Below are 15,104 nucleotides of genomic sequence, written 5' to 3' on the forward strand. Positions count from 1 at the left end.
CTACCCCTCGTCAGTTAAGATCCATAAGGCAACATTTGCAATTCCCAGTGTTCAAATTGGGCTTTTAACCGCGTAAATACCTGTGGATTACTAGCCTTGAGGTCTGTTGTTTCGCCAGGATCAGTGGCTAAATTGAACAAAGCCTCTTGGTTTCCCTGTCTCCAATACTTCCAATCGCCACTTCGCACGGCTCTTCTTCTTGTCGCTACCGCTGATCCATAACGCCAAAACAGGGTTCGGGAGAACTCACTGCGATCGCCACGCAACAGGGGAAGTAAATTTTGTCCATCTGGAGGAAAGTCTGGATGGAAGCTTGTTCCAGTGGCAGCAAGAATGGTTGCGGTTAAATCAAAGGTGATAATCACCTGGTTACTCACTTGATTGGCTTGAGTCACACCAGGATAGCGAATGATGGTAGGTACTCGGAGGCCACCTTCGTATAGACTAGTTTTCTGACCCCGGAATAGTCCAAAGTTAGAGAATCTTTCGCCACCATTATCACTGGCAAAAATTACCAAGGTATTATCAGCCTGTCCAGTTGCCTCCAAGGCATCCAATACTTTGCCCACTCCGTCATCTAGGCTCTTGATCATTGCCGCATAGGTTGCTTGCGAGCCTCCCGCAGTGTAACCATTTTGAAGATAAAAAGCAGTTGAGTCTTGATCGTCTGGCCCTTGCCAAGGCCAATGGGGCGCATTGTAATGCAGACTGAGATAAAATGGGCGATCGCGTTGACGCTCAATAATTTCAACTGCTTTATCTGTAAACAAGTCTGTAATATACCCTTCACGCTGTACAGGCACATCATTTTCATAAAGATCTGGTATGCGATCTGAGCCTGTATGGGTAAAATATTCAATCCCACCGCTTAAATGCCCAAAGTACTCGTCAAATCCCTTTTGGAGAGGACCAAAGTTAGGTGGATAACCAGCGTGCCATTTACCAACCAAGGCAGTTTCATAACCATTTGCTTTCAGTAGTGAGGCAATGGTTGGTTGATTAGCTGGTATTCCGATGTTGTTACTAGCAGGTTGCGAACGAGTACCCAGGGGTTCTCGCAGCCCAATAGGCAATCGAGCTTGATAGCGTCCCGTTAAAAAAGCAATTCGTGTGGGAGTACAAACAGTTTGATTCGCGTAGGCATTTGTGAAGCGTACTCCCTGTCTTGCCAGTCGATCTAAATTGGGAGTCTCATAATCTGTTCGTCCGTAGATACTCAGATCACCCCAGCCCATATCATCAACTAAAATAAACACCACATTCGGACGATTAGATTGGGCTGAGGCTTTTGAGAATAGATTCGCACCAGCTGTTGCCATAAGAGCGCTGGCAGCCGTCATTCCTAGAAATTTACGACGATTAATGCTGCCATTAGTGTGTTTTCTCATTGATTAGTCTCCCTGAAAGTATCGAAATTACATAGATTGAATCAGGTGTAAGGATATCTGCACTAGCAACTGAGTCTCTGATTTCCTACAACAGTTGCCTAGTAAAGCTTGGTGCAAGTAAACCCACCATTAAAGTTGGTGAAAATCTGTGATTTGAAACCCGTATAAAAGGTAGGCGTATTTACGCCGAGAGGTACTAGAAATATGAAGTCAATTTTATTTATAGCCATCTACGGTAACTTGATTGGGATACCGGATTAAATATTCACACGGACAGTATAACAAAGTCAAGTACTTAAATTATCCGAATTTATCCTTAACCTTGTGCTAGAAAATTAGGACTTAGGCACTATTAATAGAGATATAAACCACACAAACGCGTTCGCGTAGCGTTCCGAAGGAAAGTACATGAAAAAAGAGAGCTTAAGAGAAATTTTGTGTAAGTCCTGGAAATATTGCTAACTACGAAAATAAATAATACTGTTTATCGGTAGACAAACCGTATTATAAATGGTAGTTTTTACCAAGGATGGAATATACATCAATAATCTACCTAGTATGGAAGCTCTAACTCGAATCAAAAAAGTATCCGCAATAGCTACTGGATCAGTGGCATTGGCCGTAGTTGCAAGTTTTTCCCTCGCCTCACCCTCCCCAGTTAAAGCTGCAATAATTACCCCAGGTTTAGCATTTTCTGTCTCCAGTGGTCCTGATCCCAATGGATTTGGTATTTACTTTAGCTCCAGCACAAGCAATCCATTCGGAAATCCCGCAGGTAAAAATGAAGTTGGCAATTTTTTCAACGAAGATATTCGTGGTCTTTCTGAATACAATCTCACAGGCTTGACCTCTGCCGCATCAGCTTTGATCAATTTTGATGTTTTTCAGAAAGGCGGACTTTTTCCTGCCATAAATGGTTTTCCTTTTACTGGAAATATCCAGCTTGTAAGTTACATTGGTAACAATGCTGAAAATCTATATGACTATCAAGCCCCATCTATTGGAACTGTTGGAACTTTCAGTACGGCCAGTTTAGCTGTGGGAGATACCCTGAGTTTTGATGTCACTTCCATTTTCAACAGTGCTATCAGTAATGGATTTTCATCTTTAGGTATTCGTTTGCAAGTTGATAGTGGCACAGATCCAGAAGGTGGAGCTTGGACATTCGATAATTTCCGCTTGACCACAGTCCCAGTTAAAGTTCCCGAATCCAGCCCTACATCAGCGTTGTTGGTATTTGTTTTTGGTACTGGTGTCATTCTTAAGACTAGAGAAAAACAAAAGCTAGGTGTGATACAAGAAAAACGCATATTTTAAAGTCTGCTTTTAGTAGTGCGGAGCGACCAAACGCTCCGTCTCCAGAATTAATAAACATCTCCAAAAAACTATCAAAGCCTCTTGTTAAGTAGTTTACAGAAGCTATGCAGCCTTATCATCAGAAAAATTTCGCTGAAGCTAAGTTAAGTAGAAATCATAAAACCGAAGTATGTATAGTTTTGTAAAAACCGTGAAACGACCTATTCTCAAGGTATTTGTTGGTTTTACATTTCGTTACACAACTCAAATGTTCCCTGTCTAGCTTTGATTTAACTAAATGTTAAGGATTGATTACCCAAAGCTTAATACACAGTAACAAAACGAAAATATACTATATTTATAAAACATAAACCATATCAAGTCTCTGAAGAAACACAGGTGAGAAGTGACAAGTTTAAAACCACGTCAAACTTTTAAGAATGAATATCAGTGAGTATTTATTTATAGATAACAGGAAAATTGCTAAATGCTTAGAAATTATAGTATGAGAAGACTAGACAAAGGTTTAAGTGTTAGTACAACGACAGCAAAATTAGCAGGTACTGGGAAATCATGGCTACACTACCTAGTTGAATCCGTACCATTTTTAATCGCTTGTGCTGTGTTTTTAAGCGTCATTAGTTTAAAAAGTCCTATCCTGCTTTTTTGTTTACTAGCAGGTAGTTTAATCACAATCATTTGCCAGCAAATTGGACAGCAGGTAAATTTACCAAAAAGATGGCTGATAATATTGCAAATTTTGGCAGTATCTCTCATTTTGAGTTTATTTTGGGTAGACTTTTTTGCTGCCCCGGCATCTGCTCAATTTTTTGGTAAAGCTGAAAACTTTTTCAAAACTACATTGACGCAAGGTACAGATAGCAATAGTAATCCTCAAACAGCAGTCAGTTTAATATTCAACGTTTTGAGAGCAATTTATTTACTTTATATTGCTATTTCTCTGATTGGTGTAATTAATGCAGTTCGCAAAGATGAAGATTGGCAAAGTATCGCTAGAGTTCCTTTAATAGTAGTGGTTGCTGTTACTATTGCTGATGTCTTGACAGGTTTTGTAATTGGTGATGGCAGTAACAATTAATTCATCTCCGATGATTTTGATAAAGTAACGTTCAAGTTTAATATCAAGATTTTTGTAAAGATGCAAAATACATAAAACTTTCATTATCATCCTTGATGTTTTTTATAAAATCTTGAATTTGTTAATTCCTCATTTGACAATTTTCCTGAATTCTTACAGTTTTTTTTATGTCTCCAGAACGAGATCAAGAATTTCGTCCAGTTAACCAAATTCTAGGATCACAACCATCATTAGGACCAATTCCGGCTGATCAAATTTTTCCTTGGTTAGTCATTATTCTAGTTTCATACTTTGTGATTAATGGAATTTTTGGGGGACTATTTGCAGATGATTTCCAAAGATGGTTGTGGACAGCATTAATGGTAGGTTGGGGAATAGCAACTTGGTGGATCTTAACTGGTGGTAGAAGTTGGCAATTTTTAAGCAAATTTATTGGAGTTCCCACTTGGACAAGAGGCTTTGCTCGTTATCAAAGCTTGTTAGCAATTAACCATGAAGCAAAAAATCGGAAAACAAAACATCAACGCCGCAGGTCGAGAAAGTAGATTAACACCATTTGAAGATGCTTTACATTTAGCGACTATGCTCCGTATTTCTCTAAATGGCAGAGATATTGGTGCTTATATTTTGAATAAAGAAAATCAAAAAGATAGGTTTTGTTTTGTTTTTGGTTTTGAATGTCGTGGCATTCATACTACTTTAAGGTCAGAACAAATAGAGTCCATATTTAATAATATTGAATCAGGTTTAAAAGATATTCCTGAAGGTGAAAAAATGACCTTACATATAGGGTCTTTTGGTGCAGATAAACAACGCCAAACAGAATTAGCAGATTTGGTAAAACGGACACCATCACGGGATATTCAATATTTATTGACGGCAGAACGAGCCAGAATTCAAGAACTTACTAATTCTGGGATTCGCAAACCGAAATTTCTGCGAATTTATGTAACTTATACGATTGAACCTAATGCTAACCAAGCAGATGATTGGATTGAAAAACTTTTAGCTAAAACTGAACTTTGGTGGTTGAAATTTAAAGGAGAACTAGCAGAAGTTCAAAACCAGCGGATTGAAACGCTGATTATCAAAGCTTACCAACAAGGTTTTTCTCGATGGGAACAGCTTTTGTCTAACAAAATGGGGTTAAATGTCAAACCTTTAAATGCTGATGAACTTTGGGAAGAAGTTTGGAGACGATTCAATGATACACCACCGATAGAAATTCCCCAATTACTTTATTTAGATGAAAATGGACTGCATGAGGAAGTTAATTCAGATTTAGCTAGTAGCAAATTGCTGATAGAGAATATTCATAGTACAACCTTGTTGATGGAATCGAGTGTACCCTGTGCTGATCGTCGTTGGGTGAATGTGAAAAATCGGTATATTGGGGCGTTAACGTTTTTAGAAAAACCCGGAGGTTGGCCGAATAAATTTTCTCAGTTGCGTTATTTGTGGGAATTGTTGGCTAGAGAAACGGTAGTAGATACGGAAATTTTTTGTCAGTTAACTGCTGCTAATCCAGCATTGGTTAAAACTACTTTACAACGAGTTCTCAAGCAGTCAAATATGACAGCTATGATGGCGCAAGAAAAGAGTAAAACTATTGATGTGAATGCTCAATTGAAGTTAAGGAAATCTGTAGCAGCGCAAGAACAATTATATGAAGGTGCAGTCCCGATATATACGAGTGTAGTTATTTTTGTTCATCGTCCGACTATAGAAAAATTAGACCAAGCCACAAGATATATTGAAAATTGTTTTCAACGTCCTGCACAGGTAATTAGAGAAGTAGAATATGCCTGGAAAATTTGGTTACAATCTCTACCGATAGTTTGGGAAGGTTTGTTAGTTAAGCCTTTTAATCGCAGACAATTATATTTAACCAGTGAAGTGCCGGGATTAATGCCTTTAGTGTTAACTAAAGCTGGAGATAAACATGGTTTTGAGTTAATTGCGGAGGAAGGAGGAACACCAATACATTTAGATTTGTTTAATCAACATAAAAATTTAGCCTTGTTTGCAACGACTCGTGCGGGTAAATCGGTTTTGGTGTCAGGAATTTTAACTCAGGCTTTAGCACATGGAATTCCTGTGGTTGCATTGGACTTTCCCAAGCCTGATGGTACATCTACGTTTACTGACTATACAGAGTTTATGGAGGGGAATGGGGCATATTTTGATATTTCCAAACAATCAAATAATTTGTTTGAACAGCCAGATTTACGATCGCTCTCACTAGAGGAACAGCGCGATCGCTTGCTCGATTATACTGGATTCTTGGAATCAGCCTTAATGACAATGGTTTTAGGCTCATCCACTGAAAATCAACTATTATCTCAAACGGTGCGTTCCCTGCTCAACCTAGCCTTAGCGGCTTTCTTTGCTGATGCAGGTATCCAGGAGCGATATAAACAAGCGATCGCTGACGGTTTTGGAACTACAGCTTGGCAAAAAACCCCTACCTTAAAAGACTTTCTCTGTTTTTGTTCACCAGAACATCTGCAATTAGATTCTATTAGCGGCAGAGTCGATGATGCACTTAGTCAAATTCAATTGCGGTTGCGTTTTTGGCTTTCTAGTCGTGTAGGAAAATCTATTTCTGCACCATCTAGCTTTCCCACCGATGCCCAACTTTTAGTATTTGCACTGCGAAATTTATCAGATAATGAAGATGCAGCAGTTTTATCTTTAAGTGCTTATTCAGCAGCTTTAAGACGAGCTTTAAGCAGTCCAGCTTCTATCTTTTTTATTGACGAAGCACCGATTTTATTTGAATTTGATCAAATATCAGATTTAGTGGGGAGAATTTGTGCAAATGGTGCAAAAGCTGGGATCAGAGTTATTTTATCAGCACAAGATCCCGATACTATTGCTAAATCTAAAGCCGCATCGAAGATTTTACAAAATTTGTCAACGAGATTAATTGGTCGGATTCAACCGGTTGCTGTAGATAGTTTTGTCAGTATTTTAAAATATCCACGCGATATTATTTCTCGTAATGCTACAGAAAGCTTTTTTCCTCGTAAAGAAGGTATTTATAGTCAATGGTTGTTAGATGATAATGGTATTTATACATTCTGTCGTTATTATCCAGGTTATGAACAATTGGCTGTAGTTGCTAATAACCCTAATGAACAAACTGCTCGTGAAGAAGCTATGTTACATTACCCGGATAAATATGAGGCAATTTCTGTTTTTGCACGGCAGTTAGTGGCTTCGTTGCGAGGTAGTTAATTGAGGAATTATCTCACGCAGAGGCGCAGAGGCACAGAGAGAGAAGGAAATGAATAGGGGGATTGTATGAGGAAGGTTGTTTTTTTTAGTTTGGCTTTTTTGTTGTTGTTGGGTTTACCAGCTAGGGGACAGTTAGGTAAGGTTTGGAGTGAGTTTCAATTATATTCTGTGGATATGCAAAATTATTTTACAAATAATCTGAGTGAAACTTTAAGACCTTTAGAAATTAGTAGTCAAAATTCTTTGAATATTGCTACAGGACAATTGAATTTACCTAATCCAATTGAAGTTGGGAAACAAGCACGTCAGGATTTATTGCTTTACCCGACGACGGATAAGTTTGAAAATAATCCGATTGTTAGAGCTAATGCAGTTAGTAATGAGATGAATCGTTTGATTCTTCGGGGTGCGGTGGAAGGTGCAATGGGGACGGAAGGACAACGACGATTAAAAGTTAAATTAGAAGAGACTGAAAATGTCATTACCAATATTGTGGAAGCGGCTAATGATGCAGAACAAAGTAACCAAAATTTACTCAATGATATTATTGCTAAACTTCCGGCTATTAATAATATAACTCAACAGTTATCAACACAAACAAGTGCTAGTCAAATTAATTTACAATTACAAACTCTGAAGGTTCAAAGTCAACAATCAAGGATTATTGGAGAAAACTTAGCTCAAACAATGCAAACTAATCAATCTTTGCAATACTCTAATTTGAATTTAGCGAGTATTTCTCAACAAATGGAAGAAATGAATCGTGCGCGTCGAGTTGATTCAGCAACTGAGGCTGCAAGACTGATGCGGACAACTGCTCAAATGGATTTGTTTGGGAGGGAAGAAAATGAAAATAGAATTCAGGAGTCAGGAGTCAGGAGTCAGGATTAAGAAGGAGAGAACACAGAGGAATAAAAGTTTAGGAACGTTTTTCCGTAAGTCTTACTATAGAATTCAGGAGTCAGGAGTAAGAAGGAGAGAACATAGAGGAATAAAAGTTTGGGAATGTTTTTCCGTAAGTCTTACTACTGTAATTTATTTACTTTTAGCAAAAATCTTGTGAACTAAAAATGCAGTTTTATATTTTGCAAATCTTTCCAGAAATTGGTATCAATGAAAGTTTCGATAGTGGTGCTGAAACTGCTAGAAGTATGGCGGAAAGTTGGGATAATCAATGGTTGGATTTATTACAAAATAATAGCAGCAATAATTTGTATGGGGCAATGACAAATTTAGGCGTGTTTTTTGCTGTAGGAACTCTATTATTTTTTATGATGCAATGGCTAAAAGATGTTATTTACAGTGAATATTCTCGTCCTATATCTGGGTTGATTTGGCCTTTTATAGTAGTAATGCTATTAAGTAATACGGGGGATGGCAGCATCCTTTCTAGTTTGACTTTGGGGGTAAGAAACTTTATCAATACTATTAATCAGCAAGTAGTGACTTCAGCAGATACTGATCAAACTTATCAACAAGCTTTAAATATGAGTTTGGCTGAAGAAGTTGCTGGTTCTTTAATTCGTCCTTGTCAGTCGCTGACTGGTGAACAACAAAATCAATGTTTTGCTAAAGCTAGTGATCAGGTTGATGGGCTTTGGCAAGAATATAGAAATTTATATGGTAATAAAGTTTGGATTCAAAGACTAGAAAATCAGGTAATTTCGCTCAAGTTTGGTACAGGTAATTTATCGGATACTAGCTTTAATTCTTTACTGGTAAATACTGCACAAACTAGTATCAAAAACTTTTTAATTTCTTTGCAATATGCTTTTCAAAATTTGCTAGAAGCCACTATGTTACTAATTGCCGCTTTGGGTCCTATTGCTATAGGCGCATCTTTATTACCTGTGGCAGGAAAACCTATTTTTGCATGGCTGACTGGGTTTTTATCTGCGGGTATTGCCAAGATATCATTTAATATCATCGCTGCTGTCACTTCTGCTGTAGTTATTAATGGCCCCGCTGAAAATCCTAATGCGAATCCTGATTTAATGTGGTTCATAATTTTTCTGGGAATTTTAGCACCGATTTTATCTTTGGTTGTGGCTGGTGCGGGGGGATTTGCTATTTTTAGTGCTATTAGTAAGACGGATGGTTTGGTAAAAGGTCGGATATAAATCTGGATAATATTAAATAGGATGAATATACAAAAATGACAAATTTACTTAATCAGAAAAAACCAAAAGGAAATATTTTAAATACTTTTGCAATTGCTACTTTTAGTTTGCATTTATTAGTATTATTTTTATTCGTTTTCCAAGGGTTGAATATCCGTCAACTGAATCTGCGAAAACCACCTAATTTTGTGCAAATGATAGACGGTGAAACTCTATCTGCTACTGATGATTTAGCTAGAGATCCCGAAGCAATTCGCCAATTTATCAGTAAAACCATGACATCTATGTTTAATTGGTCAGGAACGCTACCCATACAAACTATTGAAGCAGCCGCTAAACCTCAACCAGATCCCGGAATTCCGGTAAAAACCTTACAGGGTGGAAATCAAAAAGTGACTACTAGTAGTTGGGTAGCTAGTTTTGCGATATCTGAGGATTTTCGTAAAGGTTTCTTAAGTGCGATCGCACAAATGACTCCATCAGAAGTTTTCTCTAACAATCCTAGCCAAGCTATATCAGCAGAGTTAATCATCAAGCGGATTTATCCACCAGAAAAAATTGCCCCTGGTAAGTGGCGAGTGGGGATGGTAGCGGACTTGATTCAAAAAAAACGCACAGATGATAGAAGAACAATAACGCCCTTTAATAAAGATTTATTAGTCCGTGCAGTAGATTATTATCCCTATCCCCTACCTGAAATTAGCACTAATATTCAAAAAGCAATTTATAGCAACCGCGCTCAAAAATTAGAAATTTATGAAATTAGAAATTTATGCTTGATAGATAACTATAGTAATCTCAATCAGGATCAATCAAACCCCTGTGGAAATAGAAGCACATCTGATAGCTTTCTTAGATAAATTGTAAATTCCCATTCCCAATTACCTAAATTATGCAACTTGTAAAATCAGAAACTAAAAAAAGTAGCATCTTACCACTTTTAGCAGTTGGAACATTTGGATTACATTTATTTACTCTGCTATTACTTTTATTTAACGGTTCTATGTTACAGGATTTAAAACGACAATTAACACCCCAAAGTTTAGTGCAACTTGTTGATGGTCGTGCCATCACTGTAGACCCCAAACCAAGTTATGACCGACATTCAGAAACAATTCGCCATTTTGTTGGTGAAACCATGACCCTCATGCTTACCTGGTCACGACAACAGCCACCACTTACGGTATGGGAAATTAGTTCACAACTCTTATCCCCTGAATTGAAACCGAAATTTCAATCAGAAATTACTAATTTAAATGCTAACAATCAATTTGCCAATATTAATCAAGATAATGAATATGTATTAGTCATAGAAAAAATTTCTCAGCCCACACCAATAGCTAATGGTAAATGGAAAGTAGAGATACTTGCTAATCAATTAAATTTTAGCGGTTATAATAATTTGGGAACATCAATTCCGTTTAATAAACAAATATTAGTTAGAGCCATTGATCAATCAAAAACGTTTCTGCCAACTAAACCACTACCTTGGCATTTAGCCGCTTACCGTCTTGGTGAAGCTAGACTAGAAATTTACGATATATGTGATCTCAAAGATAAAAAATGTTCTGGAAAATCTAACTAATTAATAAATTATGACTTCCTATTCAATTCAATCACCAATTCCTACACAACCTGTCATTGAACCCGATGCTGTTAACTCTCAGTTGGAAGTAGATTCTACAGATTGGGAATCTAAAATGGCCAAATTAGTTGGTTTTGAGGAAGAATCACCAATTTTCAATATTGACGCATTAGAAGCAGATATAGATAGTTTAGAACCGTCCCAGTCTCCAGTTCAAGAAGTTGCAACTGCACAATCTCTATCATCTAATCCTTTTGCTAAGTTAGCTTTGGTCGGCGGTGCTACTTTGGTTGTAGTGCTAGTAGCTGGGGTGTTTTTATCGCAGATTATGAGTACAGCCAATCAAAAACCAAAAAATAATCTTGTTTCTTCGGCAGCTTCGTTACCACCAAAAATTGAACCCATTGAGCAAAATTTAGAACAAGAAATAGAGATTCTCAAAACGAAATTGGCTCTTGCTGAACAAGCACAGGCTGTAACAGCAGCCCAACAAAATCTGAGAAATAGAGTTATTTCATCGTTGGCAACTCCACGAGTTAATAACAGAACACAAACACCTGTGCAAACTGCTTCTGTTCCTCGCGTAGTCACGGTTGAGCGCATCATTGATAGACCATCCTATTCTCCACCAGCAGTTGTACCACCAGTTGCTGTTGTTCCGACTGTTGCACCACCAACTCCCCCAATAGAACCAAGCCCAAAAGCCCAACCATCTCCACCTGATCCTCTCCAAGAATGGACACAGTTAGCCAAGTTAGGTAGTTATGGTCAGGTGTACACGACTGGCGAATCTAGTGAGAATACAGCTAAATCTGCGGCTGCTAATAATACTAATGTTGCTCAAGAGCCAACTGAGTCTAACTCTGAAACAACACCATCAGAGGAAGATGTTTTAGTCAACCAAGCACAACCACAAAACTCGAAATCGGTCAAAGTAGGAACTAGTGCTAAAGCTGTTTTGGCAACGGCCGTTTTTGGGGAAACTACGAGGGCAAGGAATAATCAAAGGAATAATGAACAAGAAGAAAATACCGAAATCTTTGTGGTGCGGTTGAAAGAACCACTAAAATCTATAGATGGTGCGATCGCATTACCGGCTAATACTGAGTTGTTAGCTCAAGTTCGGTCTATCTCTGAACGAGGATTAATGCGCTTGGATGTAGTCAAAGTGATCTCACAAGATAAAGACCAACTTCAAGAGAGAAGCTTACCCAACAATGCTATTATTGTTCGCGCTCCCCAAGGTAGACCACTAGTAGCAAATAAATTTCCTAATAATGGGTCATCTATAGCCAGAATGGATGCCAGTTTATTTGTTTTGGGCGGTGTCAGCAAAGCCGCTGAGTTATTGAATCGTATTGATACTGAAGTTACCACAAATGCTGGTAGCACTATAGTCAGCAATAATAACGCCCAACGTAATCTAGCAGCGGGGATTGTTGAAGGTGGTTTAAAGTCGGTGGTTCCACAAATTTTACAACGTAATCAACAGTCAGTTTCGCAAATGATGCAACAAACGAATGTTTGGTTGATACCCGCTGGCCAAGAAGTGGAAATATACATCAATAGCACCATGCAGTTTTAGCTATAGTGCTTCTTGGTTGAGTGAGATACAAGAACCCCACCCCCAACCCCCTCCTCCTTCGGATTCACCAGTCGCCTACGGTGGGAAACCCGCCTACAGCGCTGGTTCACCGCAAGCGATGAGGGGGCTATGATGTATTTCATTCAAATGCAATCCACTGTAATTTACGAAAAACTTTAAATTACACCAATGTGAAAAATGATGGTGAAAGCTAGATTTATAGACTTATACTGTATATGCAGAAAAGGATTCCCAATCCAAAATCCCAAATGGTATGATCCTCATTTCTTACCTCTGGCTGCTCTAATTTTCTCAGGGGCTATGTTATTATTGGCAGGTCGTGCTGTAGCGAATAATGCTGTTCTCCGTTCCATGTTTTCCTGTCAAGCCCAAGGTTTAGGGGGAGTTGTACCGACTATCGACGTTTCTTATCAACAAGGTACAAATTTAAGCTTTCTTCCTGCTGGCGAAACCATTAAAAAAGTTTGGTTAAATGATCCGTCACAGGTAACTATGGATTTTGATGGCGCAATGTGTATGCAGTTCGGACAAGAACGTAATTTGAGTTCAGGGGATTGTAAAAATTCAGCAGCAAATGTCATACAACTGCGGCGAATTGAAAGGATAAAAATCCCCGGATTATCCAAAATGGAAAATACACTTTTAACTGTGATTACTGAAGGGCAAGGTGAAACTAAGCTTTATACTTTCAGAATACTTTATCAAGATGCTGCTCCTGGATATCACACTTTAGCTATTTATCCAGATTCATCTGCTGCTAATGGCGCAAATTGTGCGAGAACGGCATCTTAATCAAGAATATAGCTATCTGAGGCTGGAGTCCTGTAGCGGTAGGGAGGTGTTTAGCCCGTATAAACCCGGTTGCTATAAGAATCCTGCTATTTTATTGTCAATTAAGGAAAATCTCAACAACGCCAGCAAAAATTTATTTAAGCAACAAATGAAGTTGAGTAAAGAAGACAGAATAGACGCTAAAATCGATTCAGCCTTTGTATTTTCGTGGTTTTGTCCCAGATAAATCAGAGTGCGGTTCACTGCATAAATCCTAACTGTCAACGACCCTATCCTCAACCTTGGGGAAACAAATTTTGTAATAGCTGTGGCGCACCGTTACAGTTGTTAGACCGCTACGACCCTATTAATCCTTTGGGTTCAGGAGGGTTTGCCCAAATTTACACGGTTTGGGATGAAAAAACCGAGACTGAAAAAGTTCTGAAAGTCTTAGTAGAAGATTCTCCTAAGGCTTTGGAATTGTTTATCCAGGAAGCGGAGGTTTTAAGTAGTTTCCGACATCCGGGTGTTCCCAAAGTTGATGCTGACGGGTATTTTCAAATTAATTTAACTAGTCCTAAACCGCACCAGTTGGCTTGTCTGGTGATGGAAAAAATTGATGGGCAAAATTTGGAGGAAATTCGCAAAAATTATCCTCAAGGATGTCCAGAAGATTTGGTGTTAAATTGGTTCGCCCAGGCTGTAAAAATTTTACAGGAACTGCACAAACGCCAAATTATTCATAGGGATATTAAACCTTCTAATTTAATGCTGCGGAACCCTTCACCAAGCGCCCTTCTGCAAGTAGAACAATTGGTACTAATTGATTTTGGTGGTGCTAAACAATTTAGTGGGGCAATATTGCGATCGCACTCTCCCTCCACAAGACTATTTTCCTCTGGTTACAGTCCCCCAGAACAGGTAATTGGCGGGAATGTGGGACCAGCAGCGGATTTTTACGCCTTGGGGCGAACAATGATTGAATTACTCACCGGTAAGCATCCGCAAAATTTAGAAGATCCCATCACTGGGGAATTACGTTGGCGCAATTGCTGCAATGTTAATCCCCGGTTAGCAGACTTATTGGATGAAATGGTAAAAACGGATGTGCGATCGCGTCCCGCCCATGCAGCTATAATTCAAAAACGCTTACTGAAAATTGTCCCCGCAGCATCACAACCAAATTTATTTATCCAACTCAAAACCACTGTTATTCAATCTGTCACCCAATTTACCCAAGCTGTGGGTAGCACAACTCTATTTACAGTCCAGGCAATTTTCAAATTCTTACTAGCTTGTCTGTCAACAATTTGGGCGATGATTTTAGGCGGTATTGGCGCTAGTTTAGGTACTATCGTCGGTTTTATCTTGGCTTATCAAAGCAAATTAGGCGCTTTCGTTGAGGAATTTATATCCCGCCAATTGCCAGCATTAATCCAAAATTCTCAACCAGCTTCAGCCAAAGAAATGATAGTATTTGCGATCGCAGGTTTAGGAACCGCTTGGGGAATTACCGTATCTGGCAGTTTTGGTCAAAAACGGCGATTTTTGATAGCAGCACTCATGGGTTTAATTGGCAATAGTTTAGGCTGGATAGCTTGGCAATTCATCACCCCACATCATAGCGCCGAGGGTTTAGTTGCATGGATGTTAGTCTCAATTTCCATACTCACCTTGGGTTTAGGTCTGCGTACCCATTATCTAGCTTACGCCTTCATAGCTTCCTTTGGGAGTGCAAACATCTTAGCAGCCTTAATTCATCTAGGTTTACCAGTCCCTTCTATCCATTTCTCCTCCAGTCAACCAGGCTGGTTAGAGTTATTTGTACCCATAGCTTTTTTTGGTTTTGTGGGTATTTTAATAAGTCTTTGTTTAGGGTTGAGTTTCTACCTTATTGTTCCTTGTTTGCGTTGGTTAGGATGGCGATAATTTGTAAATAACCTGAGTTCGGGTTAAAAATTATAAAGGAACATAGAACAGTTTGAACTTATTAAAAAAA

The 15,104-nt window shown here is 38.6% G+C and carries 12 protein-coding genes; 11 read left to right on the top strand and 1 reads right to left on the bottom strand.

Annotation, left to right across the window (positions count from 1 at the left end; genetic code table 11):
* Window positions 1-14: 14 nt before the first annotated feature.
* Window positions 15-1,388: a sulfatase gene (locus tag ACSQ6I_RS18850; protein ID WP_438891832.1), complete on the bottom strand. Its 1,374-nt coding sequence runs from the start codon at window positions 1,386-1,388 to the stop codon at window positions 15-17.
* Window positions 1,389-1,898: 510 nt separating this feature from the next.
* On the opposite strand from ACSQ6I_RS18850, the gene ACSQ6I_RS18855 reads away from it, so the two are divergent.
* The 11 genes from ACSQ6I_RS18855 to ACSQ6I_RS18905 all read left to right on the top strand — a co-directional run bounded on the left by ACSQ6I_RS18855 (window position 1,899) and on the right by ACSQ6I_RS18905 (window position 15,034).
* On the top strand, window positions 1,899-2,705 hold the full coding sequence (locus ACSQ6I_RS18855; protein ID WP_438891833.1) for a hypothetical protein: 807 nt from the start codon (window positions 1,899-1,901) through the stop codon (window positions 2,703-2,705).
* 466 nt (window positions 2,706-3,171) lie between these two features.
* Entirely contained in the window at window positions 3,172-3,783 is a 612-nt protein-coding gene (locus ACSQ6I_RS18860; RefSeq protein ID WP_438891834.1) for a hypothetical protein, read from the top strand.
* Between the two features lie 167 nt (window positions 3,784-3,950).
* A complete protein-coding gene (locus ACSQ6I_RS18865) occupies window positions 3,951-4,328 on the top strand; it encodes a hypothetical protein (protein WP_438891835.1) in 378 nt (125 codons plus the stop codon).
* Window positions 4,276-7,023 (top strand): hypothetical protein, encoded by a 2,748-nt coding sequence (locus ACSQ6I_RS18870; protein ID WP_438891836.1) that lies wholly within the window; start codon window positions 4,276-4,278, stop codon window positions 7,021-7,023. Before ACSQ6I_RS18865 ends, ACSQ6I_RS18870 begins: the two co-directional genes overlap by 53 nt.
* Window positions 7,024-7,089: 66 nt before the next feature.
* Complete coding sequence (locus tag ACSQ6I_RS18875) at window positions 7,090-7,914, top strand: hypothetical protein (RefSeq protein ID WP_438891837.1); 825 nt, start codon at window positions 7,090-7,092, stop codon at window positions 7,912-7,914.
* A gap of 179 nt (window positions 7,915-8,093) precedes the next feature.
* A complete protein-coding gene (locus ACSQ6I_RS18880) occupies window positions 8,094-9,143 on the top strand; it encodes a hypothetical protein (RefSeq protein ID WP_438891838.1) in 1,050 nt (349 codons plus the stop codon).
* Between the two features lie 35 nt (window positions 9,144-9,178).
* Window positions 9,179-10,003 (top strand): hypothetical protein, encoded by an 825-nt coding sequence (locus tag ACSQ6I_RS18885; RefSeq protein WP_438891839.1) that lies wholly within the window; start codon window positions 9,179-9,181, stop codon window positions 10,001-10,003.
* 32 nt (window positions 10,004-10,035) lie between these two features.
* A complete protein-coding gene (locus ACSQ6I_RS18890) occupies window positions 10,036-10,728 on the top strand; it encodes a hypothetical protein (protein WP_438891840.1) in 693 nt (230 codons plus the stop codon).
* 10 nt (window positions 10,729-10,738) lie between these two features.
* Window positions 10,739-12,313 carry a TrbI/VirB10 family protein gene (locus ACSQ6I_RS18895; protein WP_438891841.1) on the top strand — a complete coding sequence of 525 codons (1,575 nt, stop codon included), beginning with the start codon at window positions 10,739-10,741 and terminating at the stop codon, window positions 12,311-12,313.
* 321 nt (window positions 12,314-12,634) lie between these two features.
* On the top strand, window positions 12,635-13,126 hold the full coding sequence (locus tag ACSQ6I_RS18900; RefSeq protein ID WP_438891842.1) for a hypothetical protein: 492 nt from the start codon (window positions 12,635-12,637) through the stop codon (window positions 13,124-13,126).
* 207 nt (window positions 13,127-13,333) lie between these two features.
* Window positions 13,334-15,034, top strand: coding sequence for a protein kinase domain-containing protein (locus ACSQ6I_RS18905; protein WP_438891843.1), 1,701 nt, complete (start codon window positions 13,334-13,336; stop codon window positions 15,032-15,034).
* Window positions 15,035-15,104: the final 70 nt, after the last annotated feature.

It is taken from the genome of Anabaena sp. WFMT (assembly GCF_051781005.1).
Classification (GTDB): Bacteria; Cyanobacteriota; Cyanobacteriia; order Cyanobacteriales; family Nostocaceae; genus Anabaena.

What these genes read in the sequence shown, in the direction of transcription:
- ACSQ6I_RS18850 (WP_438891832.1), bottom strand. Translation starts at nt 1,388, where the DNA reads ATGAGAAAACACACTAATGGCAGCATTAATCGTCGTAAATTTCTAGGA.
- ACSQ6I_RS18855 (WP_438891833.1), top strand. Translation starts at nt 1,899, where the DNA reads ATGGTAGTTTTTACCAAGGATGGAATATACATCAATAATCTACCTAGT.
- ACSQ6I_RS18860 (WP_438891834.1), top strand. Translation starts at nt 3,172, where the DNA reads ATGCTTAGAAATTATAGTATGAGAAGACTAGACAAAGGTTTAAGTGTT.
- ACSQ6I_RS18865 (WP_438891835.1), top strand. Translation starts at nt 3,951, where the DNA reads ATGTCTCCAGAACGAGATCAAGAATTTCGTCCAGTTAACCAAATTCTA.
- ACSQ6I_RS18870 (WP_438891836.1), top strand. Translation starts at nt 4,276, where the DNA reads ATGAAGCAAAAAATCGGAAAACAAAACATCAACGCCGCAGGTCGAGAA.
- ACSQ6I_RS18875 (WP_438891837.1), top strand. Translation starts at nt 7,090, where the DNA reads ATGAGGAAGGTTGTTTTTTTTAGTTTGGCTTTTTTGTTGTTGTTGGGT.
- ACSQ6I_RS18880 (WP_438891838.1), top strand. Translation starts at nt 8,094, where the DNA reads ATGCAGTTTTATATTTTGCAAATCTTTCCAGAAATTGGTATCAATGAA.
- ACSQ6I_RS18885 (WP_438891839.1), top strand. Translation starts at nt 9,179, where the DNA reads ATGACAAATTTACTTAATCAGAAAAAACCAAAAGGAAATATTTTAAAT.
- ACSQ6I_RS18890 (WP_438891840.1), top strand. Translation starts at nt 10,036, where the DNA reads ATGCAACTTGTAAAATCAGAAACTAAAAAAAGTAGCATCTTACCACTT.
- ACSQ6I_RS18895 (WP_438891841.1), top strand. Translation starts at nt 10,739, where the DNA reads ATGACTTCCTATTCAATTCAATCACCAATTCCTACACAACCTGTCATT.
- ACSQ6I_RS18900 (WP_438891842.1), top strand. Translation starts at nt 12,635, where the DNA reads ATGTTATTATTGGCAGGTCGTGCTGTAGCGAATAATGCTGTTCTCCGT.